The sequence below is a fragment of the Geodermatophilus sp. SYSU D01186 genome, from assembly GCF_054050215.1.
The window spans coordinates 1-26,901 of record NZ_JBJGYW010000018.1 but is presented as its reverse complement, the minus strand read 5'-3'; the positions used below and the strand labels follow the sequence as shown (position 1 = coordinate 26,901).

Genomic DNA, 26,901 nt, shown 5'->3' with positions numbered 1-26,901 from the left:
GTGCGCGTCAGCGGTCGGGGCGCAGCCAGCCGGCGAACAGCCGGGTCAGGGTCGGCATCACCACGAAGCCGAGCAGGACCACGACGATGCAGGCCGACAGCAGCAGCCGCAGCGGCCACGGCCACCCGGCGATGTGCGGCATGACCAGCAGCTGCAGCGTCGAGGTGATGAGGAAGACCGCGGCGATGGTGAGCACCGTCGACCGCCACCGCGGCCCCGGCGTCGCCGGCCGGGTGAAGAAGCTGTCCAGCCCCGCGACCCGTGCGTACCGCTCCTCGTCGATCATCTCCTGCATCCGCTCCAGTGCCTGGCGCCGCTGCTCCGAGGCCTCCCACGCGGCCAGCGAGGCGTCGTCCCGGAAGCGGTAGACGAGGTGGTACTCCGAGCTGCCGAGGCCGGGCTTGAGCAGCGTGCCCCCGAGGTTGCCGGGGTAGGTCGCGGCGAGGGCGAGCGCGTCGGCCGCCCAGCGCTCGAACGCCTGCCGGCGGTGCGGGCGCACGACCCGCGCGACCGTGACGGTCACCGGCTCCGGGGTGCGCCCGGCCACCTCACGCCGGGGCAGGCGGGCGCGGATCAAGGTCGGGACGGCCACAGGTACCTGAGCGCTGAGAGAACACGGCGTCATCCCGGCTGTCAGCGGTCTCACAGCAGGTGGCGGCCGCACAGGGGACACTGGCGGCGTGCCCGAGGGAGACACCGTGTGGCTGGCGGCCAAGCGCATGAACACCGCGCTCGCCGGCTCCACGCTGCGCCGCGGCGAGCTCCGCGTGCCCCAGCTGGCCGCGACCGACCTCGCCGGGCGCGCGGTCACCGAGGTGGTCCCCCGCGGCAAGCACCTGCTCGTCCGGTTCGCCGACGGGTGGACGCTGCGCACCCACTTCCGGATGGACGGCAGCTGGCACATCTACCGCTCCGGCGCCCGCTGGCGGGGCGGCCCCGCCTTCGACGTCCGGGCCGTGCTGAGCACCGAGCAGTGGGAGTGCGTCGGCTACCGGCTGCACGACGTCGCCCTGGTGCGCACGGCGCACGAGGACGAGCTGGTCGGCCACCTCGGCCCCGACGTCCTGGGCCCCGACTGGGACCTGGAGGAGGCGCTGCGGCGGCTGCGGGCGCACCCCGACGAGCAGATCGGCGTCGCGATCCTCGATCAGCGCAACCTCGCCGGCATCGGCAACCTCTACAAGGTCGAGTCGCTGTTCCTCTGCGGCGTGCACCCGTGGAGCCGCGTGGCCGACGTCCCCGACCTCTCCGGCCTCGTCGAGCGGGCCCGCACCCTCATGCTCGCCAACCGCGAGCACCCGGAGCAGAACACCACCGGCGACCCGCGCCGCGGGCAGGACCACTGGGTGTTCGGCCGCCGCGGCCGGCCCTGCCGCCGCTGCCGCACGCCGATCCTGCTCGGCGATCAGGGGCCGGACCTGCAGGAACGCGTCACGTGGTGGTGCCCGACCTGCCAGGCGGCCAGCACCCCGGTCGACCCGGGCGCCCGGACCGGCGAGCCCGGCCGGCCGTCACCGGTCGCCACGCGGTACTGACCCGGCGGACGTCACGGGACGACGACCGGCGGTCACCGCAGCGCGACGGGCCGGCCGCTGCGAGCGGCCGGCCCGTCGTGGCCAGGAGGAGGAGAGGTCAGGCCCCGGTCTCGGGGCGCTCGGCGGGCTGGGCCGCCGGCTGCGCCTCCGGCATCGGCACCGAGGGCGCACCCTGCTCCAGCGCGGGGTTCGCGGCCCCACCGGTCACCGCCGCCTGCCCGCCCATCGACGCCCGGATCTGGTCCAGGCGCGAGGCCCCGGCGACGTCGAGGGTCGCCTTCTGCACCTCGAGCATGCGGCCCTCGACCGAGGTCTGGGCCAGCTCGGCCTGCCCCAGCGCGTTGGCGTAGCGCGCCTCGATCTTGTCGCGGACCTCCGAGAGGCTGGGCGTGTTGCCCGGCGCCGACAGCTCGTTGACCTGCTTGAGCGAGGCCGCGACGTGCTCCTGCATCCGGGCCTGCTCCAGCTGGCTCATCAGCTTGGTGCGCTCGGCGAGCGTCGTCTGCAGGCGCATCCGGCTCTGCTCGACCGCGCCCCGCGCCTGCTCAGCGGCCTGGAGGGCCTCGTCGTGGCTGCGCTTGAGGTCCTCCATCGCCTGCTCGGCTGCGACGAGCTGGGTGGCGAAGGCCTGCGCGGCGTTCTCGTACTCACTCGCCTTGGCCGCGTCTCCGCCGGCCCGGCTGTTGTCGGCGAGGACGAGCGCCTGGCGGGCGGAGGCCTGCAGCTTCTCCACCTCGCCGAGCTGCCGGTTCAGGCGCATCTCCAGCTGCCGCTGGTTGCCCAGGACCGCCGCCGCCTGGTTGGCCAGGGCCTGGTGCCGCTGCTGCTCGGCCTCGATCGCCTGCGCGATCTGGATCTTGGGGTCGGCCTTCTCGTCGATCTTCGCGTTGGCCGAGGCCGTGAGGTACTTCCAGAACTTGACGAACGGGTTGGGCATGGGTCCTCCTGCTCGGCGCGGATCGTCCACCGGTCATCGCCGGCGGGCCGCAGCGATGGTCGTCACCGATCATCGTCCCAGGTGCGCCGGTCCGTGAGCCACCAGGGACGCCCCGGGGGCCTTCCCCCGTTAGTGTCTCGGGGTGTCCACCGAGAACCCGGTGCTGAGCGTCCTGGGTGAGCTGGTCGTCGACCTCATCCCCGTGCCCGAGGCCGGTGCCGGCCCGGAGGGCACCGCCCCGCAGTACGTCGCCCGCCCCGGGGGCAACGCCCTCAACGTCGCCGTCGCCGCGGGCCGGCTGGATACGCCGGTGCGGCTGTTGGCGCGGCTGGGCACCGGTCCGCTCGCCCCGTCCCTGCGCCGGCACGCGGAGCTGTCCGGCGTGGACCCGGCGGGCTTCGTGCCCGCGAGCGAGCCGGTCAGCCTCGCCGTCGTCGGCCTGGGGGCCGACGGCGCACCGGACTACGGATTCCACGTGCAGGGCGCGGCCGACTGGCAGTGGACCGACGACGAGCTCGCCGCCGTCCTCCCCCCGGGGACGGCGATCCTGCACGTCGGCTCGATCTCCAGCTGGACCCCGCCCGGCTGCGACCCGATCGCCCGGCTCGTGGAGCGCGTGGCCGCCTCGGGGCGGGCCCTGGTCAGCGTGGACCCCAACATCCGGCCGATGCTGGCCGACGGCCCGGTCGGGACGGCACTGGGCAACAGCCGCACCGAGGTGCACGCCCGGCTGGACCGGCTGCTGGCGCGGGCCGACGTCGTCAAGGTCAGCGCCGAGGACCTCGCCTGGCTCGAGCCCGGCGCCGCGGCCGACCTCGACGCGACCGCCGTGCGCTGGGCGGACCGCGGCGCCGCCCTCGTGGTGCTCACCGACGGCGGTGCCCCGCTGCGGATCGCCCGCCCCGGTCGGGCGCTGCTGCACCGAGAACCGCCCCGGGTGGACGTCGTCGACACGGTGGGCGCCGGGGACTCGCTCGCCGCCGGGTTGTTCGCCGGTCTCCTCGCCGCCGGCGCCACCACCCGGACCGCGCTGCGGGAGCTGTCCGACGAGCAGCTGCTGGCGATCGTCGACGACGCCGCCCTCGTCGCGGCGCTCAACTGCACCCGGGTGGGCGCGGACCCGCCGACCCGCGAGGAGCTCGCGGCGGCCCGCCGGTGAGCTCCGCGGTCACCCTCGTCGGCCTCGCCGAGCTGTCCGCCGTGGTGGTCCGGGCGCGGCTGCTCGCCGAGCACGACCGGTTCTGGGACGTCGACACCCGGCCGCTGCACGACCCCGTCTGGTTCGACCAGTTCGGCGGGTTCGGGGTGCTCGCGCGCACCGCGGACGGCGTGGACGCCGGGTACCTGCTCGGCACCGTCACCGCCGACCGGCTGGCCTACGTGCACCTGCTCGCGGTGCGCGACGACCGGCGCCGCGCCGGTCTCGGACGCCGGCTGGTGGGCTGGTTCGACGCCCTCGCCACCAGCACCGGGGCGCGGGTCGTCCAGGCCGTGGCCCGGCCGGAGGACGCCGCGACCCTCGGCCTGCACACCGCACTGGGCGCGACCGGCCACCTCTCCGCCGACCGCGCGGGGCCGGGGCAGGACCGCCTGGTGCTGACGCGGTCGCTGACCCGTTAGGCGCTCACCAGCCACGCCGCGGTGTCCGGCGGCAGCGCGTCCTCGAGGGGCTCGCTGCTGAGCACCAGCCGGCCCTCACCGGGAAGGGGCAGGGACCGGTCCGACATGTTGACGACGCACCGGAAGGTGGGACCCCTGTCGAAGGCCAGCACGTCCTCCCCCGCCTCGACCCAGGTCAGTGGCTGGTCGTCGGCGAGGCCGGGCAGGCTGCGGCGCAGGCGCAGCGCGGAGCGGTGGAGCGACAGGGTCGACGCGGGGTCCTCCCGCTGGGCCGCCACCGTCAGGGCAGCCCACGACTGCGGCTGCGGCAGCCACGGGCGGACGCCGTCGGCGGCGAACCCGAACGGCGGGCGGTCCCCCGACCACGGCAGCGGCACCCGGCAGCCGTCCCGCCCCCGGGCCGTGTGACCCGAGCGCTCCCACGTCGGGTCCTGCAACAGCTCCTCGGGGAGGTCCTCCACCTCCGGCAGGCCGAGCTCCTCGCCCTGGTAGAGGTAGGCCCCGCCCGGCAGGGCCAGGGTCAGCAGCGCCGCCGCCCGGGCCCGCCGCAGGCCCAGCCGGGGGTCCGCGGGTGCCGCCGCGTCGAAGCCCATGGTCGCCGCGCCACTCCGGCTGCGCCCGAACCGGGTGACGTGGCGGGTCTCGTCGTGGCTGGACAGCACCCACGTGGCGGGGGCGCCGACCGGCGCGAGCGCGGCCAGCGTGCCGTCGACCACCGCGCGGAGGCGGCCGGCGTCCCACGGGGCCTTGAGGTAGTCGAAGTTGAAGGTGGTGTGCAGCTCGTCCGGGCGCACGTACCGGCTCAGCCGCTCCGGGCCGTTGACCACCGCCTCCGAGACGAACAGCCGGTCCCCGTCGTAGGTGTCCCCGATGCGCCGCCACCGGCGGAAGATCTCGTGGACCGCGTCGACGTCCCAGTGCGGGTTGTCCACCCAGGAGCTCGACTCGAACAGCGCGTCGGGCCCGTGGCCGGCGTCCGGCAGCGTGGGCACCTTGGCCATGGCCGGAGCGGCATCGACCCGGATGCCGTCGACGCCGCGGTCGAGCCAGAACCGCAGGACGTCGTCGAACTCCTCCTGCACCACGACGTCGTCCCAGTCGAGATCGGGTTGCTCCGGCGCGAACAGGTGCAGGTACCACTGGCCCGGGCGGCCGTCGGGCTCGGTGACCCGGGTCCACGCCGGGCCGCCGAACGCGCTGATCCAGTCGTTGGGCGGCTCCGCGCCGCCGGCCCGACCGTCCCGGAAGAAGTACCGGCTCCGCTCCGGCGCACCCGGTCCGCCCGCCACCGCGGCAGCGAACCACGGGTGCTCGACCGACGTGTGGTTGGCGACCAGGTCGATGACGACCCGCAGGCCGGCCGCGTGCGCCTCGGCGAGCAGCGCGTCGGCGTCGGCGAGGGTGCCGAAGCGCGGGTCGATGGCCCGGTAGTCGCTGACGTCGTAGCCGCCGTCGGCCATCGGAGACGGGTACCACGGGGTGATCCACAGGGCGTCGACGCCCAGCTCGACCAGGTGGGACAGGCGGCCGCGCAGGCCGTTGACGTCCCCGAGGCCGTCGCCGTCGGAGTCGGCGAAGCTGCGCAGGTACACCTCGTAGACGACGGCGGACCACCACCACGGGCGGCGCCCGTGCCCAGCATGGGGAGACATCGGGCTCCAGACGTGCTCGGGCCCCGGGTGGGCGGGCGCCGCCCCGGGGCCGGTCGTACGGGGTGCGGCACCCCGCCGGTGGCCACTGCGACCACCGGCGGGGTGCCGTCGATCAGGCCGCGCCGGCGCGGTGCGCGCCCCCCACCGTCTGCCCGGACGCCTGCGCGTCCTGCACCTGCTCGACGCGGTCCTCGGCCGCCATCTGCGTCAGGCGGGCGCCGGCCTCGGCGTCACGGGTCAGGTTCTCGCCGGACTGGGGGTCGAACACGTGCACCTTGCGGCTGTCGAGCCAGAACTCCGCCTCGCGCCCCTCACGGATGCGGCTGGTCGCGTCGATCGACACGATGGCCTGGGTGCGCAGTTCCTCGGAGTCCAGCTCCCGGGACAGGTCCCGCAGCTGCCGGGTGATCTCCTCGGGTGCCTCGTAGGGGATGTAGGCGTACTGCGAGTCGCCCAGCCACTCGGTGACGTCCACGCGCGCACGGAAGACCGATCCGAGCGGCCGCTTGGCCTCGTCCACGAGGGCCGCGTCCTCGAAGTACTCCGGCCGGATGCCGACGAGCAGCAGATCGCGGCCGGTCACCGCCGCCGCCCGGCGCTCGTCGAGCTCGATCTGGCCGAACGGCGTCTGCAGCCGGTTGCCCTGCAACGTGGCCGGCAGGAAGTTCATCGGCGGGGAGCCGATGAACCCGGCGACGAACAGGTTCACGGGCTGCTCGTACAGCTCGCGCGGGGAGGCGACCTGCTGGATCTTGCCCTTCCGGAGGACGCAGACCCGGTCGCCGAGGGTCATGGCCTCGGTCTGGTCGTGGGTGACGTAGACGGTGGTGATCCCCAGCCGGCGCTGCAGCCGGGAGATCTCCGTGCGCATCTGGCCGCGCAGCTTGGCGTCGAGGTTCGACAGCGGCTCGTCGAAGAGGAACGCCTCGGCCTGGCGCACGATGGCCCGCCCCATGGCGACCCGCTGGCGCTGACCGCCGGAGAGGTTGGCCGGCTTGCGCTCCAGGTGCTCCTTGAGCTCGAGGACGTCGGACGCCTCGGTGACCCGGCGGCGCACCTCGTCGTCCGGGGTCTTCGACAACCGCAGCGGGAACGCGATGTTCTCGTAGACGGTCATGTGGGGGTACAGCGCGTAGTTCTGGAAGACCATCGAGAGGTTGCGGTCGCGGGGAGCCATGTCGTTGACCCGCTTGCCACCGATGATCATGTCCCCGCTGGTGATGTCCTCCAGGCCGACGATCATCCGCAGCAACGTCGACTTCCCGCACCCGGACGGGCCGACGAGGATCATGAACTCCCCGTCGGCGATGTCCAGGCTGACGTCGTTCACCGCCGGATAGCCGTCGCCGTACTGCTTGACGATGTTCCGCATCTCGATCGAAGCCATGACAGTTGTCCCCTCGATGGGTGGATGGATCGGGCGTCAGCCCTTGACGGCGCCGTTCGTCAGGCCGGCCACGATGCGCCGCTGGAACAGCAGGACGAGGACGACGACGGGGATGGTCACCACGACCGCCGCCGCGGCGATGGCGCCTGTCGGGTCCTGGAACTGGGAGGCGCCGGAGAAGAGCCCGAGCGCCGCCGGGACCGGGCGGGCGGCATTGGTGGACGTCAGCGAGATGCCGTACGCGAAGTCGTTCCAGGCGATGAAGAACGCGATGATCGCCGTGGTGAACACGCCCGGTGCGGCGAGCGGGACGATCACCTTGCGGAACGCCTGCCAGGTGGTGGCACCGTCGACCTGGGCCGCCTGCTCCATCTCCCACGGGATCTCCCGGAAGAACGCCGACATCGTCCAGATGGAGATCGGCAGCGTCAGCGAGAGGTAGGGGATGATCAGCCCGGGCCAGGTGTCGTAGAGCCCGATCTGACGCCACAGGTTGAACAGCGGCGTGACGATCGAGATCACCGGGAAGATCGCCACGGCCAACGCGGTGCCGAGGATCAGCTTCTTGCCGGGGAAGTCCAGCCGGGCGATGGCGTAGGCGGCGAACATCGACAGCACGCACGAGATCGCCGTGGCGATCAGGCAGATCCCGAACGAGTTGCGCAGTGCCGGCAGGAACAGGTCACTGGCCGACCCGGTGAGGATCGTCGTGTAGTTCTCCCAGGTCCAGCTCGACGGCAGGAACTGCTTGTTCGCGATGTCCGCCGAGGTCTTGAAGGACAGCGAGAGGATCCAGGCGATCGGGAACAGGCAGTAGACGACGATCAGGACCCCGCCGATCCACCACCAGGTCTTCTCCTTGGTCGACATCAGCGCTCCCCTCGTGCCTGGGCCAGGTCGACCCTGAATCCCTTGATGAAGCCGAAGGCGATGAGCACCACCGACAGGAACAGCAGCACGGAGACTGCCGAGCCGAGGCCGATCTCCACCCGGGAGATCGTCTGCCGGTAGGCGAGGAACGACACCGACTCGGTGTTGTTCGCGCCTGCGGTCATGACGAAGATGCTGTCGAAGATCCGGAACGCGTCCAGGGTCCGGAACAGCAGGGCCACCATGATGGCGGCCTTCATGTTGGGGATCGTGACCCGCCACATCCGCTGCCACCAGGTGGCGCCGTCCACCTTGGCCGCCTCCTGCAGCACCTCCGGCACCTGCGCCAGGCCGGCCAGGAGCAGCAGCGAGATGAACGGGGTGGTCTTCCAGATCTCGGCCAGGCAGATCACGAACAGCGAGGAGGCCTGGCCACCGAACCAGTCGGTGGTGTCGCTGACGCCCGGCAGCCAGGCGAACCAGTTGTTGACGAAGCCCGTGTCGATCCGGAATGCGAACTGCCAGGCGAAGGCCGACACGACCGTGATCACCGCGTACGGGATCAGGATGGCGGCCCGGACGACGGGTCGGATCGACGAGAGCGCCTTGGCCATCACGAGGGCCAGCGCGAAGCCGAGCACCAGCTCGACGGCCACCGTGACCACCGTGATGACCACGGTGACGATGATGGCCTGCCACCACACCCAGTCGGTGAGGATCACCGCGTAGTTGCCGAGGCCCTCGAAGGTCCGGTTCTCCGGGTCGGTCAACCGGTAGTTGAACAGCGAGTACCAGACCGCCTGCAGGATCGGATAGGCGGTCACCAGCAGCATGACCACGAACGCCGGACCGGCCAGCATCCAGCCGAGCTTGCGCTCGGCCCGGGACCGGTCGCTGATCGTGCCGCGGGGCGCGGAGACGGGTCGAGTCTTCTCGACCGGCGGCAGCGTCGTCTGGCTCATAGCAGCTGCTCTCCTGTCAGGACTGCCTTGGTGAGGGTCTCCGTCCGCTCACCGGTCTGGTCGTTCACCGAGCCCGGCGGGTGGAACTCGCGGAGGAAGGACCCCAGGACCTCGCTGTAGTAGGCCGTGAGTGGCCGGGACGCCGCCAACTCCAGGGACTCGCGGATGGTGTCGGCCATCGGGTAGGCCTCCCGCACCTCGGGGTCGTCGTAGACCGCGATCGACGACGCCGGGTTGCCGTTGGTCACCATGTAATCGGCCTGGTTCTCGTCCTGGACGATGCAGGTGACCGCCTCGTAGGCGAGGTCGACGTTCCGGCTGAAGGCCGACACGGCGATGTCGATCCCGCCGAGGGGAGGCGCACTCGGCGTGCCCTCGTCGACTGCCGGGTAGAGCGCCCAGCCGTAGTCGTCGGGCACCGACTGGTCCAGGGTGCCGGCCTCCACCTTGCTGACGGCCTGGGCGTAGACGAACGGCCAGTTCACCATGAAGCCGGCGTCGTCGCTCTCGAACTCGGTCGCGCTCGTGTCCTCACTGGCCGTGGTGAAGCCGGCGCCGACCGCGGAGGAGTTGGCGACGGCGGCCATCACCTCGGAGGCGCGGTCCGCCTCGGGGGTGGAGAGACCGAACTGGATCTCCTCCGGGCTCTCTCCGCTCTCCTCGATGTACTGGCCCCCGGCGGACTCCAGGAGCGCGTTGAACCACACCATCAGGGACTCCGACCGCCTGCCCTGGGCACTCAGCAGGACGTCCTGACTCTCTGCGGCCTCGATCAGCTGGTCCCAGGTGACCGGCTGGGTCATGTCGAGCCCGGCCGCCTCCGCCACCGACTGCCGGTACCAGAGGAGCTGGGTGTTGGCCCAGAAGGGGACCGCGACGAGCTCGCCGTTCCACGTGGCGGAGTCCAGCGCACCCTCGAACACGCCCTCGCTGACCTCCTGCGCCACGTCCTCCGGGACGGGGGCGAGGAAGCCGGCCTGGGCGAACTCCGGCGGGAAGACCACGTCCAGACTCATGAGGTCGATCGACTCGTCGTTGGCCGCCAGCCGGCGGATCAGCTGCTCCCGCTGGGCGGGCGAGTCGCGGGGCAGCTGGGCCACCTCGATCGTGTACGCCCCGTTCGACGCCTCCGAACAGCGGGCGGCGATCTCCGCCTGGCCGCCGGAGTCGGGGTTGATGTACCAGTTGAGCACCGGCGCACCGCTGCCCCCGCCCCCACCGCCGCACGCGGCCAGGGTCGAGGCCAGGACCAGCGTGGCCGCCGAGCCCCCCAGCAACCGGCGGGAGCGAGGACCCGCGGACCTCCTGTCCGGCGCGACGCGCTGCCGGTGCGCCGCCCTCCTGCCACTTCTCAGCACGCGTCATCGCCTCCGTTGGCGGCTGTGGGCGTTGATCTCTCGGATTTCGTACGGTGGCCCAGGTCACAGGGGCTGTCAACTCGAACGAAACCCGTCCGTTACCGCCCCTGACCAGGGGTCCGGCGGTGCGCGCAGGGGTCAGATCTGGTGGCCCACGATGGCCGACGGCGTGGTCATCTCCTTGGGTGTGCGGGGCAGCACGGTCTCGAAGTACGCGCGCGCCGCCGCCGTCGTCCCGACGTCCCGGCCGGCCTTCTCCGACAGGAACCAGCGGTGCTCCAGCACCTCGTGGAACACCTCGGCCGGGGCCAGCCGCCCGACGAGGTCCGGCGGGATCGCCTCGACCACCGGCTGGTAGGCCTCCTCGAGCCACCGGTAGCCGGCGACGGTCTCGGGCACCGGCCGCCCGCTCTTCTGCTCCAGGTGCACGCGGAAGGCCCGCAGGTCGTTGAGCAGCCGGCGGGCCTGGCGCTCCTGGACCTCCAGGCCGGTCAGGCGGAACAGCTCCCGCCGGTTCTCCCCCGGCTCGGCCACCCGCGTCTCCACCCGCAGCCGGGCGCCCTCCGGTGAGGTGACCAGCTCCACCTCGCCGACGTCGAACCCCAGGTCGTTGAGCCGCTGCAGCCGGGCGGTCACCCGGTACCGCTGCTCGTCCGGGGCGAAGACCTCCTCCCGGTTGACCTCCTCCCACAGCGCCTCGTAGCGCGGCGGCAGGCTGTCGGCCACCTCGATCGGGTCGACGTCGCCGGGCAGCAGCCCGCCCGCCTGCAGGTCCAGCAGCTCGGCGCCGACCCGCTCGCGGGCCAGGTCGACGTCGTAGCGCCGCTGCCCGTCGCTGAGCCGGGGGTGGCGCTCGGCGGTCTCGGCGTCGACCAGGTAGGCGGCGAAGGTGCCGGCGTCGAGCCGGAAGAGGGTGTTCGACAGCGAGCAGTCGCCCCAGAACACCCCGGCGAGGTGCAGCCGGACCAGCAGCACGACCAGGGTGTCCAGCAGCTGCTCGGCCGACTGCTCGCCGTGGGGCCGGGAGAACAGGTACCGGTAGGACATCGAGTACTCGAGGTACCGGGTGACCAGGACGGCGTCCTGCCCGCCGGGCCGGTCGACGCAGATGCCGAGCACCGACACCGACGGCAGGCCCTCCTCCTCGAACTCGCCGAGCAGGGCGTACTCGTGGCGGGCCAGCGGCTCGGCGATCTCCTTGAGCGCGTACACGTGTCCGTCCTGGGCGACGAAGCGGACCACGTGCCGCGAGATGCCGCGCTGCGGCACCTCGAGCAGCAGGTCGGGGTCCCACTCCTCGAGCGGGACATGCCAGGGCAGGGTCAGCAGGCCCGCCCCGTCGGCGGCCGGTGGCCGGAACAGGTACCGCACGGCGAACTCCGATGGTGCAGCAGCAGCCGCCCGCCCGGGCGGTGTCGGACCGTCACCATCCCACGCCGGTGCGCCCTGCCGCGCGGCCGGGAGGGGTCAGGCGCGCCCGAGGACCGCGGCGAGGCGTGCCGCCGCGGCGTGCCGGGCCGCGGTCCCGCCCGGCTGGAGGACCAGTCCCAGCAGCCAGTGCGCCACCGTGTCCGCGGCGTCGGGCTCGGCCCGCAGCGCCGTTGCCAGCCGCTCGACCAGCTCGGTCCAGCGCTCGGGCGCGGCGGACAGCAGGCCGACCAGCTCGGCCGGCTCGTCCTCGGCCAGCCGGCGCAGCACCGGGTGCCCGGCGACCTCGTCGGCGAGGGCGACCAGCGCGGCCTCCGCCGGCAGCGCCGCGGCCAGCGCGGCCAGCCGGTCCAGCTCGGCTGCCAGCAGCGCCCGGGCGACGTCGTCCTTGGTGCGGAAGTGGTTGTACAGGGTCGCCTTGGCCACCCCGGCCGCGACGGCGACCGACTGCATCGTGCTGCGGCGCAGCCCGCGGTCGGCGAAGGCCCGGGCGGCGCCGTCCAGGAGTCCGGCGCGGGTGCGGTTCATGGCGTTGCCGCTGCGGGTGTGCGAGCCCGGCACGTGCACCGGGGCCGGCGGCGCCCAGCCCGGCGGCGGGGAGGGAGGACCGACGGTCACCATGCGTCCTGTCCGGCACCGCCCGGAGCGCGCGCCGAGGACGGCGGGCGCTGCGCGTCGGCCGTGTCGGCGACCTCAGGCCGCCAGCGACACCGCGGTACGGGCGGCGGGGCGGGCGGGTGCACCCACCAGGGCCAGCGCCGGCTCGGCGGCGGACTCCTCCGCGGCCTCCTCGGTGGGCGGCTCGGCGGCGACGGCGCCGGGCGCGGGGGTCAGCGGGTGGACCCCGCCGTCGGCGTGCCGCAGTTCGAGGCTGACCTCGGCGAGCAGATCGGCGAGCTCGAGGTCGAGGGCCTCGCAGATCGAGGCGAGCAGCTCGGAGGAGGCCTCCTTCTGGCCGCGCTCGACCTCGGAGAGGTACCCCAGGCTCACCCGGGCGGCTCCGGAGACGTCCCGCAGCGTCCGGCGCTGACGCAGCCGGTGGCCGCGCAGGGAAGTGCCGAGCTGGGTGCGCAGCAGCGTCATGGCCGTCTCCTGTCCTGCCTCTGCGGGGGCGGCGGCTCCCTCGGGGGCGCCGTGCGCTCACGGTACGCGGAGCCACTGACGGGCACCGCGCCATCCCCGGCGCGTCCGCTCTGGGCGTAACGCCCAGAGCCGCACGACCCTTCCCCGTCCTGTGCGGCGGGTCCTCGCTCAGGCGGCCGCGTCGGTGCGGGGTCCCCCGGTGGGGCCGGCGGCGCGGCGCGCGGCTGCCGCCCGCATCGCCCGGGCGCTGGTGCGCCGGAGGGTGAGGGCGCGGTAGACGTAGTCCAGGCCGGTCACGACGGTCAGCACGAGCGCCGCCGCCATCACCCACCAGCGGACGCTGGCCAGCACGCCCTCGAGCGGGAGGATGTAGAGCCCGACGGCCAGCGCCTGGACGACGGTCTTGGCCTTGCCGCCCCGGCTGGCCGCGATCACCCCGTGCCGGATGACCCAGAACCGCAGCAGGGTGACGCCGACCTCCCGGACCAGGATCGTCAGCGTCACCCACCACGCGACCAGCGACAGCACCGACAGCCCGATGAGCGCGGTGCCGGTGAGGGCCTTGTCGGCGATCGGGTCGGCCAGCTTGCCGAACTCGGTCACCTGGCCGGTGCGGCGGGCGATCATCCCGTCGTAGCGGTCGGTGATGATGGCCAGCGCGAAGAACAGCGTCGCCCAGTAGCGCTGGGCCTCGTCCGTGCCGCCGTCGGTCAGCAGCAGGACGGCGAACACCGGCACCACGGCCAGCCGCAGCACGGTCAGCGCGTTGGGCAGGTTGAGCACCCGCACCGACTGCGGCGGGGTCGCGGCCGGGTCCGCGGGTGCCGAGCTCATGCGGTCACCGCGGGTACCAGCGCGGCGGCGACGAGGTCGACACCCTCGGTGCCGACCACCTCGGCGGTCACCAGCTGTCCGGCGACCGCGCCGTCCGGTACGCCGGTCACCGTCGTCGTCCCGTCGGCCTCGGGGTCCTGGTGGGCCGCGTGCCCGAGCCAGCTGCCCGCGCCGTCGGTGCCGGAGAGGTCCTCGGTGAGCAGCACCTCGACCCGGTCGCCGACGCGGTCCTCGGCGCGCTGGGCGGTGAGCTCCTCCACCAGGTCGGTGACCCGGCGGACGCGGGCGTCGATCTCGGCCTGGTCGAGCTTGCCGGGCAGCCCCGCGGCCTCGGTGCCCTCCTCGTCGGAGTACCCGAAGACGCCGACCGCGTCCAGCCGGCCCTCGACGAGGAAGCGCTCGAGCTCGGCGACGTCGTCCTCGGTCTCCCCCGGGAAGCCGAGGATGACGTTGGTGCGGAAGCCGGCGCCCGGGGCCAGCGACCGGGCCCGCTCGATCAGCGCGAGGAAGTCGTCGGTGCCGCCGAAGCGGCGCATGCGGCGCAGCAGCCCCGGCGAGGAGTGCTGGAACGACAGGTCGAAGTAGGGCGCGACCCCCTCGGTGCCGGCGATGACCTCGAGCAGGCCGGGCCGCATCTCGGCCGGCTGCAGGTAGGCCACCCGCACCCGGGTGATGCCCTCCACGGCGGCCAGCTGCGGCAGCAGCCGCTCCAGCGACCGCAGGTCGCCGAGGTCCTTGCCGTAGGAGGTCGAGTTCTCGCTGACCAGCACCAGCTCGGTCACGCCCTGCGAGGCCAGCCACTGCGCCTCGCCGAGGACCTCGGCCGGGGGGCGGGAGACGAAGGCGCCGCGGAAGGCCGGGATGGCGCAGAAGGCGCACCGGCGGTCGCAGCCGGAGGCCAGCTTCAGGGCCGCCGACGGCCCCGACGCCAGCCGGCGCCGCTGCAGCCAGCCGTGGCCGGGGATCGCCGGGGCGTCGACCGCCGCGACCGCCGCGGTGCGGGCCACCGGACTGATCGGCAGGAGCGTGCGGCGGTCGCGCGGGTCGTGCGGCACCAGCGGCCGGCCGGTGAGGACGTCGTCCAGCCGGTCGCCGATCGCGGCGTAGTCGTCGAAGCCGAGCACCGTGGCCTCGGGCAGCGCGCCGGCGAGCTCGGAGCCGTACCGCTCGGCCATGCAGCCGACGGCCACGACCTGCGCGCCGGAGTCGGTGGCGGCGAGGATCGCGTCGACGGAGTCCTTCTTGGCCGACCCGATGAACCCGCAGGTGTTGACGAGCACCGCGTCGGCGTCGTCGGCGTCCTCGACCAGTTCGTAGCCGCCGGCGGCCAGCCGGCCGGCGAGCTCCTCCGAGTCGACCTCGTTGCGGGCGCACCCGAGGGTCACCACCGCCACCTTGCGGGCAGGGTCGGGCAGAGCTGTCACCGGCCCATCGTAGTCGCCGCGTCGAGCCCGGTCGGGATCCCGCGAGTGACCCCGCCCTCCCCGCCGGGCGGCCGCCCTCAGGCCTCGCTGAGGGTGCCGCCGCGCAGCGTGAACAGCACCGACTCGAGCTCGTCGGGCTTGATCAGCACGTCGCGGGCCTTGGAGCCCTCCGACGGGCCGACGATGCCGCGGCTCTCGGCGAGGTCCATGAGCCGGCCGGCCTTGGCGAAGCCGACCCGCAGCTTGCGCTGCAGCATGGACGTCGACCCGAACTGGCTGGTCACGATCAGCTCGACCGCCTGGCACAGCAGGTCGAGGTCGCCGCCGATGTCCTCGTCGATCTCCTTCTTCTCGCCCCCGCCGGCGGTGAAGACCTCTTCCCGGTACTCGGGCTCGGCCTGCCGCTTGGTGAAGTCGACGACCGCCTCGATCTCGCCGTCGGAGACGTAGGCGCCCTGCACGCGCATCGGCTTGCCGGCGCCGATCGGCAGGAACAGGGCGTCGCCCATCCCGATCAGCTTCTCCGCGCCCGGCTGGTCGAGGATGACCCGGCTGTCGGTGAGGCTGGAGGTGGAGAACGCCAGCCGCGAGGGCACGTTGGCCTTGATCAGGCCGGTGACGACGTCCACCGACGGCCGCTGGGTGGCCAGCACCAGGTGGATGCCGGCGGCGCGGGCCTTCTGGGTGATCCGGACGATCGACTCCTCGACGTCGCGCGGCGCGACCATCATGAGGTCGGCGAGCTCGTCGACGATCGCGAGGATGTACGGGTAGGGCCGGTACACCCGCTCGCTGCCGGGCGGGGCGGTGATCTCGCCGCGCTCCACCTTGCGGTTGAAGTCGTCGATGTGCCGGACGCCGGTGGCCCGCATGTCCTGGTAGCGCTGCTCCATCTCCTCGACCAGCCAGGCCAGCGCGGTGGCCGCCTTCTTCGGGTCGGTGATGATCGGCGTGATCAGGTGCGGGATGCCGTCGTACGGCGTCAGCTCGACCATCTTCGGGTCGATGAGGATCATCCGCAGCTGGTCGGGCGTGGCCCGCAGCAGCAGCGAGGTCAGCAGCGAGTTGACGCAGCTGGACTTACCGGCACCGGTGGCGCCGGCGACCAGGAGGTGCGGCATCTTCGCCAGGTTCGCGCAGACGAAGCCGCCCTCGATGTCCTTGCCGAGGCCGACCAGCATCGGGTGCGGGTCCTGCTTGGCCACCTGCGAGCGGAGCACGTCGCCCAGGCTGACCATCTCGCGGTCGACGTTGGGCACCTCGACGCCGACCGCGGACTTGCCGGGGATCGGCGCGAGGATGCGGATGTTGTCGTTGGCCACCGCGTAGGCCATGTTCTTGGTCAGCGCGGTGATCTTCTCGACCTTGACCGCCGGGCCCAGCTCGATCTCGTAGCGGGTCACCGTCGGGCCGCGGGTGAAGCTCGTGACGGCGGCGTCGATGTTGAACTGCTCGAGCACGCCGGTGATCGCCTCGATGGCCGCGTCGTTGGCCTTCGAGCCCTTCTTCGGGGGGTCGCCGGGGCGCAGCACGCTGACCGAGGGCAGCGTGTAGGCACCCTCGACCGGCTCGATGCGCAGCTGCTCGGGCTCGGTGACCGGCTCGAGCTCCTCCGGCGGGGCGGTGCGGTCGACCACCGGCCGGCGCGGCGCCGGGGGCGGTTCGGGCGGCCGCTCGAGGCGCACGGCCTCCGGCGCCTCGTCGAACGCGGCGTGGTCGATGGCCGGCACGGTGTCGACCGGGCCGGTGTCGAGCAGGTCCTCCGACAGCGAGCGCCGGCGGGCGCGACGCGGGGTCGGCGGGGCGACCGGCTCGTCGTCCTCCTCGTCGTCCCAGTCGTCGTACGCGTCCTCGTCGGACCCCTGGCCGAGCAGCCGGTCCCCCAGCTCGCGCAGCCGCTCGGGGATCTGGTGCACCGGCGTCGCGGTGAGCACCAGCAGGCCGAAGAACGCGAGCAGGACCAGCAGGACGACGGCGACGACGCTGCCGACGCCGGCGACCAGCGGGGTGCCCGCCGCCCAGCCGACGAGACCGCCGGACCCCGGCCGGCCCGCGGCGGGGACGGCGCCCTCCCCCACGACCTGCGCGATGCCGAGCACCGAGGCGACGGCGCAGATCCAGCCGATCACCAGCCGGCCGCGGGCCTCGGGGCGGGGACCCCGGCGCAGCAGCCGGAGGGCGGCGAAGAACAGCACGACCGGCAGCACCATCACCAGGGAGCCGACGATCCAGCGCACCGCGTCGGCGAGCGCGGCGCCGACCGGGCCGATGCCGTTGGTCCAGGCGGCCGCACCGAGCACGACGGCCAGCCCGAGGACGGCGAGGCCGACCCCGTCGCGGCGGTGCTCGGGCGCGAGCGGCTCGGCCTCCTCCGGACGGGCCACGGAGCGGGCCAGCCCCCCGGCACCGCGGGCCAGCAGCGACCAGCCGCCGCTGATGACGCCCCAGAGACCGGGGCCGGAGTTCTTCGCCGCGGGCTTGCGGGCCGCGGGCTTGCGACCGCCGGAGGCGGGTCGCTTCGCGGGCGGTCGCTTCCGGGACGCGGTCGACCCGGAGCCGGAGCGGCCGCGCGCGGACGACCGACCCGACGGCCGGGTCGTCGTCGAGCGAGCAGGCATGCGTCAGACGGTAATGGCCGCGGGGGTCCCCTGACGGCAGGCGGAGGGACGTGTCCGCCACCTACGGTCATGGCATGCCGACGACCCCGTACGGGAGCTGGCCCACCCCGATCACCTCGGAACTCGTCGTCCGCGCCGCCGCCCGGCTCGGCGAGGTGGCCGTGGACGGGGACGACCTCTGGTGGTCGGAGTCACGGCCCGGCGAGGGCGGGCGCTCGGCACTGGTCCGTCGCGCCGCCGACGGCCGGACCGCCGACCCCCTGCCCCCGCCGTGGAACGCCCGCACCCGGGTGCACGAGTACGGCGGGGGCGCGTGGACCGTCGCCGACGGCGTCCTGTGGTTCACCGAGTTCGCCGACCAGCGGCTGTACCGGCTCGGCCCCGGTGCCGCCGAGCCGAGCGCGGTCACGCCCGAGCCGCCGCTGCCGTCCGGGGTGCGCTACGCCGATCTGCACGTCGTCCCGGGCGGTGTCCTCGCCGTGCGGGAGACGCACGCGGCGGGCGGCGCGGCCGCCGACGTGGTCAACGAGGTCGTGCGGATCGGCACGGACGGCACCACCGAGGTCCTGGTCACCGGCCCGGACTTCGTCTCCGACCCCCGCCTCTCCCCCGACGGCCGGCACCTGGCCTGGCTGCAGTGGGACCACCCCGACATGCCGTGGGACGCCGCCGCGCTCGTCGTCCGGGCCGCCGACGGCACCGAGACGGTGGTGGCCGGTGGCCGATCCCCGGACGGCCGCGCGGAGTCCGTCGTCCAGCCGGTCTGGGCCGCCGACGGCAGCCTGTGGTTCTGCGCCGACCGCAGCGACGTCTGGGCGCTGTACCGATGGCGGCCGGGTGGGGACGTCGAGCCGGTGCTGGACGTCGGCGCGGACCTCGCCGGGCCGCAGTGGGTGTTCGGCGCCCGGCGGTTCGCGGTGCTGCCCGACGGCCGGGTGGTCGTCGCGCGCGCAGGGGAGGGCACCGACCGGCTGGCCGTGCGCGAGCCCGACGGGACCCTGCGAGATCTCACGCTGCCGTACGCGGCCTTCCGGTACGTGACCGCCGCCGGCGGGTCGGTGGTCTGCGTCGCCGGCGGTCCGGACGCCGAGCCGGTCGTGCTGCGGGTCGGCCCGGACGACGGGACCGCCGAGGTGCTGCGCCCCGCCCGCGACCTCGGGCTGGACCCGGCGTGGTTCTCCCGCCCCGAGCACGTCAGCTTCCCCACACCCGAGGACGGGACCGGCATCGACGTCGCGCACGCGCTGGTCTACCCGCCGACCAACCCGGAGGCCTCCGCCCCCGCCGGCACCCTGCCGCCGCTGCTCGTGCTGGTGCACGGCGGCCCGACCTCGGCGACCTCCGCGGTGCTCGACCTGGGGGTGCAGTACTGGACCTCCCGCGGGTTCTGCGTCGCCGACGTCGACCACCGCGGCTCGACCGGCTACGGCCGGCGGTACCGGGAGGCGCTGCGCGGCCGGTGGGGTGTGGTCGACCTCGACGACGTCGTGGCCTGCGCGCGGTTCCTCGCCGACAGCGGCCGGGTGGATCCCGCCCGCATGGCCATCCGCGGCGGGTCGGCCGGCGGCTACACCACCCTGGCGGCGCTGTGCCTGCGGCCGGGCGTCTTCTCCGCCGGCGCGAGCCACTTCGGCGTCGCCGACCTCGGCGCACTGGCCGCCGACACCCACAAGTTCGAGTCCCGCTACCTGGACTCGCTGGTCGCCCCATGGCCGGAGGGCGCCGACGTCTACGCCGAGCGCTCCCCGATCTCGCACGTGGACGCCTTCGACACCCCGCTGGCGGTGTTCCAGGGCGAGGAGGACCGCGTCGTCCCGCCCGAGCAGGCCGAGGCGATCGTCGGGGCGTTGCGGGACAAGGGGGTGCCGCACGCCTACCTGCTCTTCCCCGGCGAGCAGCACGGGTTCCGGCGGGCGGAGAACATCCGCGCGGCCCTGGACGGCGAGCTGTCGTTCTACGCGCAGGTGTGGGGCTTCGAACTGCCCGCGGACGAGGGCATCGAGCCGATCGAGCTGCGGTGACGGAGTGGGAGGGACGCGTTCCCCCCACTCCAACTCACACCTCGAGGACGGTGGGGATGATCATCGGTCGGCGGCGGTGGGTGTCCGACACCCACTTGCCGACCGTCCGCCGGATCACCTGGGACAGCCGGTGCGGGTCGGTCTCGCCGTCGGCCAGCGTGCGCCGCAGGGCGTCCTCGACCAGCGCCAGGGCGGGGTCGAAGACGGTGGGGTCGTCGGCGAAGCCGCGGGCGTTGAGGTGCACCGGCCGCACGATGGTGCCGGTCGAGGGCTCGATGACGACGGTGAGCGCCACGAAGCCCTCGTCGCCGAGGATCCGCCGCTCCTGCAGCGACTCCTCCCCCACGTCGCCGACGTTGAGCCCGTCCACGTAGACGTCGCCGACGGGCACGCTGCCGACGATCGAGGCCTTGCCGTCGACGAGGTCGACGACCACGCCGTTCTCGGCGAGCAGCACCCGGTCGGCGGCCATGCCGGTCTGCTCGGCCAGCGCGGCGTGGGCGCGCAGGTGCCGCCACTCCCCGTGCACCGGCATGAGGTGCCGCGGCTTGGCGACGTTGAGCAGGGTGCGCAGCTCCCCCGCGGGGGCGTGCCCGGAGACGTGCACCATCGCCGTCTCCTTGTGGACCACGGTGGCGCCGAGGCGGGCCAGCCCGTTGATGACCTTGTAGACGGCGGTCTCGTTGCCCGGCACGAGCGAGGAGGCCAGCACGATGGTGTCCCCGGCCTCGATCGTGACCTGGTGGTGCTGACCGCGGGCCATGCGCCCCAGCGCCGACAGCGGCTCCCCCTGGGAACCGGTGCTGACCAGCACCACCTGCTCGGGCGGCATGGACGTCGCCTCGTCCAGCGACACCATGAGCCCGGGTGCCACCCGCAGCAGGCCCAGGTCGCGGGCCACGCCCATGTTGCGGACCATCGAGCGCCCGACGAGGGCGACCTTGCGGCCGTGCACCTCCGCGGCGTCGAGCACCTGCTGGATGCGGTGCACGTGGCTGGCGAAGCTGGAGACGATCAGCCGCTGGGTGGCCCGGCGGAAGACGTCCTCGAGCACGGGGCCGATCGCGCGCTCGGAGACGACGAAGCCGGGCACCTCGGCGTTGGTCGAGTCGGCCAGCAGCAGGTCGATGCCCTCCAGCCCGAGCCGGGCGAAGGCACCGAGGTCGGTGAGGACGCCGTCGAGCGGGAGCTGGTCCATCTTGAAGTCGCCGGTGTGCACCAGGACCCCGGCCGGCGTGTGGACGGCGACGGCCAGCGCGTCGGGGATCGAGTGGTTGACCGCGAGGAACTCGCAGTGGAACGGCCCGGCCACGTGGTCCTCGCCGGCGGCCACCTCCACCAGCACCGGGTCCAGGCGGTGCTCGCGCAGCTTGGCCCGCACCAGTGCGAGGGTGAACCGGGAGCCGACCAGCGGGATGTCCCCCCGCATCCGCAGCAGGTACGGGATGGCGCCGATGTGGTCCTCGTGCCCGTGGGTGAGCACCACCGCGGCGACGTCGTCCAGCCGGTGCTCGATGACGCCGAAGTCCGGGAGGATCAGGTCGACGCCGGGCTGCTCGGCCTCCGGGAAGAGGACGCCGCAGTCGATGACCAGCAGCTTGCCGTCGAACTCCAGCACGGCCATGTTGCGGCCGATCTCGCCGAGCCCGCCGAGCGCCATGACCCGCAGGCCGCCGGCCGGCAGCGGGGGCGGGACCTGCAGGTCGAGGTGCGGCTGAACGGCACCCGCCGTCACAGCGCGACCCCGCCCGCGGTGAGGTCCGCGCGCAGGGTGGCGACCTGCTCAGGGGTGGCGTCGACCAGCGGCGGGCGGACCGGGCCGGCGGGCAGGCCGAGCTCGCGCAGCGCGGCCTTGACCAGGATGACCCCCTGCGTCCGGAAGATCCCGGTGTAGACCGGCAGCAGGCTCTCGTTGACCGCGCGGGCCTTCACCAGGTCACCGGAGTCGACTGCCGCGATCAGCTCGGCCAGGCGCGGGCCCACCAGGTGGCCGACGACGCTCACGACGCCGACCGCGCCGAGGGCCAGCAACGGCAGGTTCAGCATGTCCTCGCCGCTGTAGTAGGCGAGGTCGGTGCGGGCGAGGGTCCAGGCCACCGCGCCGAGGTCGCCCTTGGCGTCCTTCACCGCGACGATCCGCGGGTGCTCCGCGGCCCGCACCAGCGTCTCCACCTCGATGGGGACCACGGTGCGCGGCGGGATGTCGTAGAGCATCACCGGCAGGTCGGTGGAGTCGGCGACGGCGGTGAAGTGCCGCAGCAGGCCGGCCTGCGGGGGCTTGTTGTAGTACGGCGTCACGACCATGAGGCCGTGCGCACCGAGGCGCTCGGCGTCGCGCGCCTTCTCGATGGAGTGGGCGGTGTCGTTGGTGCCGACACCGGCCACGACGGTGGCGCGGTTCCCGACGGCGTCGAGCACCGCCTCGAGGACGGCACGCTGCTCGGCGTCACTGAGCGTCGGCGACTCCCCCGTCGTCCCGGCGACGACGAGGCCGTCGTGGCCACCCCGGTCCACCAGGTGCGCGGCCAGTTCCTGGGCCCCGGCGAGGTCGATCGAGCCGTCCTCGGCCAGGGGGGTGACCATCGCCGTCAGAACGCGCCCGAAGGGCCGGGCGGGGTCGCTGGTCATGGGGAGAATCTACCGAGCGATCCCGGGCCGGTCCCCCGGCGCGGACCGCCGGTGCTCCGAGACGGCGTACCGCAGGCCCGTGGAGGACGTCGACCAGCCCTCTCCCGGCTCCCGGGACACCCGGTGCCACTCGGCGCCGAGCTCCGGCGCCCACGTGTCGCCGTCCACCCGGGTGTCGACGTCGGTGACGACCACCCGGTCGGCGAACGGCAGGAAGGCGACGTACACCTGGCCGCCGCCGATCACCCACAGGTCGCCGTCCCGCTCGGCGAGCACCTGCGCCACGGACGACGCCGCGTGCGCGCCGTCCGCCGTCCACGAGGGGTCGGAGGTGAGGACGACGTTGCGCCGCCCCGGCAGCGGGCGGGAGCGCTCGGGCAGCGACTCCCACGTCCGCCGGCCCATGACCACGGTCGAGCCCGTGGTGAGGGTGCGGAAGAGCCTGAGGTCCTCGGGCAGGTGCCAGGGCAGGGTCCCGTCGGCGCCGATGACCCCGCCGTGGGCCTGGGCCCAGATCAGCGCGACCGTCACACGGCCACCGGGGCCTTGATGGCCGGGTGGTGCCGGTAGTCGTCGAGGGTGAAGTGCTCGTAGGTGTAGTCGAACAGCGACGGCGCGGGCGCCAGCTCCAGCCGCGGGAACGGCAGCACCTCCCGGGAGAGCTGCTCGGTCACCTGCTCGACGTGGTTGCTGTAGACGTGGCAGTCCCCGCCGACCCAGATGAGGTCGCCGGGGGCCAGGCCCACCTGGGCGGCGACCATGCGGGTCAGGAGCGCGTAGCTGGCGATGTTGAACGGCACGCCCAGGAACAGGTCGGCGCTGCGCTGGTAGAGCTGGCAGGACAGCCTTCCGTCGGCGACGTGGAACTGGAACAACGCGTGGCAGGGGGCCAGCGCCATCTCGGGCAGGGCCGCGACGTTCCAGGCCGAGACCACCATGCGCCGCGAGTCGGGATCGGTGCGCAGGGTCTGCAGGACGGCGCTGATCTGGTCGACGTGCTCGCCGCCCGGCGTGGGCCACGACCGCCACTGGACGCCGTACACCGGCCCCAGCTCCCCTTCGGCCGAGGCCCACTCGTCCCAGATCGTGACCCCGTTGTCGCGCAGCCACTGCACGTTGCTGTCGCCGCGGAGGAACCACAGCAGCTCGACGGCGACCGACCGGAAGTGCACCCGCTTCGTGGTGACCAGCGGAAAGCGCTCGGAGAGGTCGTAGCGCAGCCGCTCACCGAAGAGGCTGACGGTGCCGGTGCCGGTGCGGTCCTGCTTCGGGGTGCCCTGCTCCAGCACCCGGCGCAGCAGGTCCTCGTACTGGGTGTCGATCGGGCCGTCGGTTGCGCTTCCCACGGCGCCGAGACTACGGCGGGCCGCCGACGGGGAGCGCGAGGCCGGGCACCTGCGGATCGCTCCCGCCCCACCGGTCAGACTCGTCACCGTGGAGTGGTGGGAGACGCTGCTCGCCGTCGTGGGCGGGCTGCTCCTGCTCTGGGCCGTCCTCCTGCTGCTGCTCTGGCGGGCCCGCCCGCCGGACCTGACGGTCCGGGAGGCGCTGCGCCTGCTGCCCGACCTCGTCCGCCTGGTCCGCCGGCTGGCGGCCGACCGCTCCCTCCCCCGCGGGGTCCGGTGGCGGCTGTGGGCACTGCTGACCTACCTGCTGTCCCCGGTCGATCTGGTGCCGGACGTCGTGCCGGTCCTCGGCTACGCCGACGACGTGGTGGTGGTGGCGCTGGCGCTGCGGTGGGTGGTGCGCAGCGCCGGGGACGCCGCGCTGGTCCGGGCGTGGCCCGGCAGCCCGGTCGGCCTCACCGTCGTCCGCCGGCTGGCCGGCCTGCAGGAGAGCTGAGGCCGTCTCAACGGACGACGACGGCGGCGGCCAGGTCCCCGGCGAGGTCGCCGCGATCGGCGACGCCGACCGCCTCCAGCTCCATCCAGCCGGCCATGAGGGCCAGTTCGGCGGCGAGCTCGGCGGCCACCTCGGCCCGGTCGACGCCGTGCTCGGCGAAGGCGGACTGCACCCGGAGGACGCCGGCCCGACGGTCGGCCTTGAGGTCCACGCGGGCGACGAGCCGGTCACCGAGCAGGAAGGGCAGCACGTAGTACCCGTGCACCCGCTTGTCCGCCGGCGTGTAGATCTCCAGGCGGTAGCGGAACCCGAAGATCCGCTCGACCCGCGGCCGCTCCCACACCAGGGAGTCGAACGGGCTCAGCAGTGCCCGCGCCCGGGCCCAGCGCGGACGTCGCGCCTCCGGGTGCAGCCAGGCCGGGGCACCCCACCCGGCGACCTCGACCGGCAGGAGTTCGCCAGCGTCGGCGAGCTCGGCGATGGCGGTGCGCGCCGGCCCCGGCCGGAGCCGGAAGTAGTCGCGCAGGTCGCGCTCGGTGGCCACGCCCAGGGCGCGGGACGCCGTCCGGACGAGCTCGCGGACCGCCTCGGCCGGCTCTGGGGTGGGCGCGCGCAGCACCTCGGTGGGCAGCACCCGCTCGGCCAGGTCGTAGACGCGCTCGAAGCCGGCCGTCCGGCCGCGGGTGCTGAGGACGCCGGTGTAGAACAGCCACTCCAGCGCGACCTTGCCCGCGTGCCAGTTCCACATGCTGCCGGGCCGGTCCGGACGCGGCCCGGCGAGGTCGCTGGCCTTGAGCGGCCCCCCGTCGCGCACCCGGTCGAGGACCTCCGCGACGAAGCCGGGGCGCTCGCGCTGGATGCGCACCATCGACCCCCAGGCGTGCTCCTCCGCAGCGGCCATCCGCCACCGCAGGTGCGGGTGCAGCCGGACGGGCAGGAACGACGCCTCGTGCGCCCAGTACTCGAACAGCTCCCGGCGACGCCCGGCCAGCTCGTCGAAGGCGGCCCGCCGATAGGGGCCCAGCCGGCTGAACGCCGGCAGGTAGTGCGACCGGGAGAGGACGTTCACCGAGTCGATCTGGACGACGGCCAGCCGGTCGGCCAGGCGCCGCAGGTGCCCGCCGTTGACCGTCCCCTCCGGCCGCGGGACGGCGAGCCCCTGGGCGGCCAGGGCGATGCGCCGCGCGAGCGCGGCGGGCAACCGGTCGACGACGGGAGCAGCCACGATCTCGATCCTGCCCGGCGGGTCCGACGGGAACCGCGCGGGCCCTAGGCTCGCCGCGTGCAGCCGACCTCGCCGTTCCCCCGGTTCTCGGGCAGCGCGGAGGTCTCGGTGCGCCGCGCCCGGGCCGAGGACGTCGCCGCCATCACGCGGGTCCAGCTGGTCACGTGGCGCACCGCCTACCACTCGGTGCTCCCCGCCGACGTGCTCGACGACTGGGACGACGAGGCGGCCGCGAACAGCTGGCTGGCCGCGGTCACCTCACCCCCCACGCCCGCGCACGGCGTGGTGGTCGCCCTCGAGCGGGAGGACGTCGTCGGCTTCGCGGCCTACGGGCCACCGGAGGTGGGCGGAGGCGAGGTGCCGCACCCTGCGGGCCCGACCACCGAGGTGGCCGTACTGCTCGTCGAGCCCCGCTGGGGACGGCGTGGGCACGGCAGCCGGCTGCTGGCAGCGGTCGCCGACCTCGCCCGCGACTCCGGGGCGGCCCGCCTCTCGGTGTGGCTGCCGGAACAGGACCGGGTGTCCGCGGACTTCTTCGAGTCGGCCGGCTGGGCGCCGGACGGCTGGGTGCGCACCCTCGACACCGGGCAGGGCCCGCTGCGCGAGGTGCGCTGGCACGCACTGCTGGAGGAGGCGGAAGGGTGAGCTTCGCCGGGTTCCCCGACGAGGGACTGGTCTTCTACGAGGGCCTGGAGGCCGACAACAGCAAGACGTACTGGACGCGGCACAAGGCCACCTACGACACCTGCGTGCGTGCCCCGATGCAGGCCCTGGTCGACGAGCTGGCCCCGGAGTTCGGGACGGCGAAGCTCTTCCGCCCGTACCGCGACGTCCGCTTCAGCCACGACAAGACGCCGTACAAGACCCACCAGGGCGCGGTGGTGAACCCGGAGGGGCGTGGGGCGGGCGCCTGGTACGTCGAGGTCTCCGCCGACGGCCTGCGGGTCTCCGGGGGCTGCTGGCGGCTCGAGTCCGACCAGGTGGCGCGGTACCGCCGCGCCGTGGCGGACGACGTGCAGGGCGGCCGGCTGCGGGCCGAGGTGGACCGCCTCGCCGCCCGCGGGTGGGACATCGCCGGTGAGCGGCTCACCCGGGTACCGAGCGGCTTCTCCGCGGACGGCGACCGTGCCGATCTCCTCCGGCACAAGTCCCTGCACGCCACGCGTCGCTGGGAGCCGGCCGAGTGGCTGCACGAAGCGCGCGCACTCGACGAGGTGCGGACGGCGTGGCGTGACCTCGACGCGCTCAACGCCTGGTTCGCCGACAACGTAGGCGCCACGACCAAGGAGCCGCGCGCCCGGCGGTGACCGCACCGGCGGAGCCCGGAATGGCGCCGTCGTGATTGTTCCGGGGAATGCCGGCAGGGCCCCAGCACGGATGCTGGGGCCCTGGCGGAAAGGTTTGTCCGGCGGCGTCCTACTCTCCCACCCCGTCTCCGGGGCAGTACCATCGGCGCTGAGAGGCTTAGCTTCCGGGT

Annotated in this window: 25 protein-coding genes and 1 rRNA gene; 7 read left to right on the top strand and 19 right to left on the bottom strand. The window is 73.9% G+C overall.

The annotated features are described in order from the left end of the window. Positions 1 to 7: 7 nt before the first annotated feature. A complete protein-coding gene (locus ACI784_RS14500) occupies positions 8 to 592 on the bottom strand; it encodes an antibiotic biosynthesis monooxygenase (RefSeq protein WP_457013923.1) in 585 nt (194 codons plus the stop codon). Between the two features lie 88 nt (positions 593 to 680). On the opposite strand from ACI784_RS14500, the gene ACI784_RS14495 reads away from it, so the two are divergent. Next, positions 681 to 1,535: a DNA-formamidopyrimidine glycosylase family protein gene (locus ACI784_RS14495; protein WP_456924106.1), complete on the top strand. Its 855-nt coding sequence runs from the start codon at positions 681 to 683 to the stop codon at positions 1,533 to 1,535. 97 nt (positions 1,536 to 1,632) lie between these two features. Here the strand turns inward: ACI784_RS14495 and ACI784_RS14490 are convergent, their stop codons facing one another. Continuing rightward, positions 1,633 to 2,472, bottom strand: coding sequence for a PspA/IM30 family protein (locus ACI784_RS14490; protein WP_457013922.1), 840 nt, complete (start codon positions 2,470 to 2,472; stop codon positions 1,633 to 1,635). 142 nt (positions 2,473 to 2,614) lie between these two features. On the opposite strand from ACI784_RS14490, the gene ACI784_RS14485 reads away from it, so the two are divergent. Together ACI784_RS14485 and ACI784_RS14480 are read left to right on the top strand one after the other, a co-directional pair. Continuing rightward, on the top strand, positions 2,615 to 3,631 hold the full coding sequence (locus ACI784_RS14485) for a PfkB family carbohydrate kinase (RefSeq protein WP_457013921.1): 1,017 nt from the start codon (positions 2,615 to 2,617) through the stop codon (positions 3,629 to 3,631). Continuing rightward, a complete protein-coding gene (locus ACI784_RS14480; RefSeq protein WP_456924103.1) occupies positions 3,628 to 4,092 on the top strand; it encodes a GNAT family N-acetyltransferase in 465 nt (154 codons plus the stop codon). The genes ACI784_RS14485 and ACI784_RS14480 overlap by 4 nt, the downstream gene beginning before the upstream one ends. On the opposite strand, the gene ACI784_RS14475 is transcribed toward ACI784_RS14480, so the two are convergent. The 11 genes from ACI784_RS14475 to ACI784_RS14425 all read right to left on the bottom strand — a co-directional run bounded on the left by ACI784_RS14475 (position 4,089) and on the right by ACI784_RS14425 (position 17,708). Next, positions 4,089 to 5,744, bottom strand: a complete 1,656-nt coding sequence (locus ACI784_RS14475) for a glycoside hydrolase family 13 protein (protein ID WP_456924102.1) — start codon at positions 5,742 to 5,744, stop codon at positions 4,089 to 4,091. The genes ACI784_RS14480 and ACI784_RS14475 overlap by 4 nt on opposite strands. A 112-nt stretch (positions 5,745 to 5,856) precedes the next feature. Then, positions 5,857 to 7,131, bottom strand: a complete 1,275-nt coding sequence (locus ACI784_RS14470; RefSeq protein WP_456924101.1) for an ABC transporter ATP-binding protein — start codon at positions 7,129 to 7,131, stop codon at positions 5,857 to 5,859. A gap of 36 nt (positions 7,132 to 7,167) precedes the next feature. Next, complete coding sequence (locus ACI784_RS14465) at positions 7,168 to 8,001, bottom strand: carbohydrate ABC transporter permease (protein ID WP_456924100.1); 834 nt, start codon at positions 7,999 to 8,001, stop codon at positions 7,168 to 7,170. Next, positions 8,001 to 8,963 (bottom strand): carbohydrate ABC transporter permease, encoded by a 963-nt coding sequence (locus ACI784_RS14460; RefSeq protein WP_456924099.1) that lies wholly within the window; start codon positions 8,961 to 8,963, stop codon positions 8,001 to 8,003. The genes ACI784_RS14465 and ACI784_RS14460 overlap by 1 nt, the downstream gene beginning before the upstream one ends. Next, on the bottom strand, positions 8,960 to 10,240 hold the full coding sequence (locus ACI784_RS14455; protein ID WP_456924098.1) for an extracellular solute-binding protein: 1,281 nt from the start codon (positions 10,238 to 10,240) through the stop codon (positions 8,960 to 8,962). The genes ACI784_RS14460 and ACI784_RS14455 overlap by 4 nt, the downstream gene beginning before the upstream one ends. Positions 10,241 to 10,459: 219 nt before the next feature. Then, positions 10,460 to 11,692 carry a DUF4032 domain-containing protein gene (locus ACI784_RS14450; RefSeq protein ID WP_457013920.1) on the bottom strand — a complete coding sequence of 411 codons (1,233 nt, stop codon included), beginning with the start codon at positions 11,690 to 11,692 and terminating at the stop codon, positions 10,460 to 10,462. Positions 11,693 to 11,788: 96 nt separating this feature from the next. Next, positions 11,789 to 12,367, bottom strand: coding sequence for a TetR family transcriptional regulator (locus tag ACI784_RS14445; RefSeq protein WP_457013919.1), 579 nt, complete (start codon positions 12,365 to 12,367; stop codon positions 11,789 to 11,791). Positions 12,368 to 12,442: 75 nt separating this feature from the next. Continuing rightward, positions 12,443 to 12,832: a helix-turn-helix domain-containing protein gene (locus tag ACI784_RS14440; protein ID WP_456924095.1), complete on the bottom strand. Its 390-nt coding sequence runs from the start codon at positions 12,830 to 12,832 to the stop codon at positions 12,443 to 12,445. Positions 12,833 to 13,000: 168 nt separating this feature from the next. Further along, on the bottom strand, positions 13,001 to 13,666 hold the full coding sequence (gene pgsA / locus ACI784_RS14435; RefSeq protein ID WP_456924094.1) for a CDP-diacylglycerol--glycerol-3-phosphate 3-phosphatidyltransferase: 666 nt from the start codon (positions 13,664 to 13,666) through the stop codon (positions 13,001 to 13,003). Further along, the gene (gene rimO / locus ACI784_RS14430) at positions 13,663 to 15,090 is read right to left on the bottom strand and encodes a 30S ribosomal protein S12 methylthiotransferase RimO (RefSeq protein WP_457013918.1); all 1,428 of its coding nucleotides are present in this window, start codon (positions 15,088 to 15,090) and stop codon (positions 13,663 to 13,665) included. The genes pgsA and rimO overlap by 4 nt, the downstream gene beginning before the upstream one ends. A gap of 77 nt (positions 15,091 to 15,167) precedes the next feature. Beyond that, a complete protein-coding gene (locus tag ACI784_RS14425; RefSeq protein WP_456924092.1) occupies positions 15,168 to 17,708 on the bottom strand; it encodes a DNA translocase FtsK 4TM domain-containing protein in 2,541 nt (846 codons plus the stop codon). A 74-nt stretch (positions 17,709 to 17,782) separates the two neighbouring features. Between ACI784_RS14425 and ACI784_RS14420 the strand changes: the two genes are divergently transcribed. Continuing rightward, the gene (locus ACI784_RS14420) at positions 17,783 to 19,729 is read left to right on the top strand and encodes a dipeptidyl-peptidase 5 (RefSeq protein ID WP_457013917.1); all 1,947 of its coding nucleotides are present in this window, start codon (positions 17,783 to 17,785) and stop codon (positions 19,727 to 19,729) included. A 34-nt stretch (positions 19,730 to 19,763) separates the two neighbouring features. On the opposite strand, the gene ACI784_RS14415 is transcribed toward ACI784_RS14420, so the two are convergent. Genes ACI784_RS14415 through ACI784_RS14400 form a run of 4 tightly spaced genes read right to left on the bottom strand, consistent with a single transcriptional unit; the run spans position 19,764 to position 23,703 of the window. Further along, the gene (locus ACI784_RS14415; protein ID WP_456924090.1) at positions 19,764 to 21,464 is read right to left on the bottom strand and encodes a ribonuclease J; all 1,701 of its coding nucleotides are present in this window, start codon (positions 21,462 to 21,464) and stop codon (positions 19,764 to 19,766) included. Further along, positions 21,461 to 22,357, bottom strand: a complete 897-nt coding sequence (gene dapA / locus ACI784_RS14410; RefSeq protein WP_457013916.1) for a 4-hydroxy-tetrahydrodipicolinate synthase — start codon at positions 22,355 to 22,357, stop codon at positions 21,461 to 21,463. The genes ACI784_RS14415 and dapA overlap by 4 nt, the downstream gene beginning before the upstream one ends. A 9-nt stretch (positions 22,358 to 22,366) precedes the next feature. Beyond that, positions 22,367 to 22,888 carry a dihydrofolate reductase gene (locus ACI784_RS14405; RefSeq protein ID WP_457013915.1) on the bottom strand — a complete coding sequence of 174 codons (522 nt, stop codon included), beginning with the start codon at positions 22,886 to 22,888 and terminating at the stop codon, positions 22,367 to 22,369. After that, a complete protein-coding gene (locus tag ACI784_RS14400; RefSeq protein ID WP_456924087.1) occupies positions 22,885 to 23,703 on the bottom strand; it encodes a thymidylate synthase in 819 nt (272 codons plus the stop codon). The genes ACI784_RS14405 and ACI784_RS14400 overlap by 4 nt, the downstream gene beginning before the upstream one ends. Before the next feature lie 88 nt (positions 23,704 to 23,791). On the opposite strand from ACI784_RS14400, the gene ACI784_RS14395 reads away from it, so the two are divergent. Further along, on the top strand, positions 23,792 to 24,199 hold the full coding sequence (locus ACI784_RS14395) for a DUF1232 domain-containing protein (RefSeq protein ID WP_457013914.1): 408 nt from the start codon (positions 23,792 to 23,794) through the stop codon (positions 24,197 to 24,199). 7 nt (positions 24,200 to 24,206) lie between these two features. On the opposite strand, the gene ACI784_RS14390 is transcribed toward ACI784_RS14395, so the two are convergent. Beyond that, on the bottom strand, positions 24,207 to 25,424 hold the full coding sequence (locus tag ACI784_RS14390; protein WP_457013913.1) for a winged helix-turn-helix domain-containing protein: 1,218 nt from the start codon (positions 25,422 to 25,424) through the stop codon (positions 24,207 to 24,209). A gap of 57 nt (positions 25,425 to 25,481) precedes the next feature. On the opposite strand from ACI784_RS14390, the gene ACI784_RS14385 reads away from it, so the two are divergent. After that, entirely contained in the window at positions 25,482 to 26,069 is a 588-nt protein-coding gene (locus ACI784_RS14385; RefSeq protein WP_457013912.1) for an N-acetyltransferase family protein, read from the top strand. Continuing rightward, on the top strand, positions 26,066 to 26,731 hold the full coding sequence (locus ACI784_RS14380; RefSeq protein WP_456924083.1) for a DUF2461 domain-containing protein: 666 nt from the start codon (positions 26,066 to 26,068) through the stop codon (positions 26,729 to 26,731). The genes ACI784_RS14385 and ACI784_RS14380 overlap by 4 nt, the downstream gene beginning before the upstream one ends. Positions 26,732 to 26,827: 96 nt before the next feature. On the opposite strand, the gene rrf is transcribed toward ACI784_RS14380, so the two are convergent. Further along, positions 26,828 to 26,901: ribosomal RNA gene (gene rrf, locus ACI784_RS14375) — 5S ribosomal RNA — on the bottom strand; the annotation flags it as partial.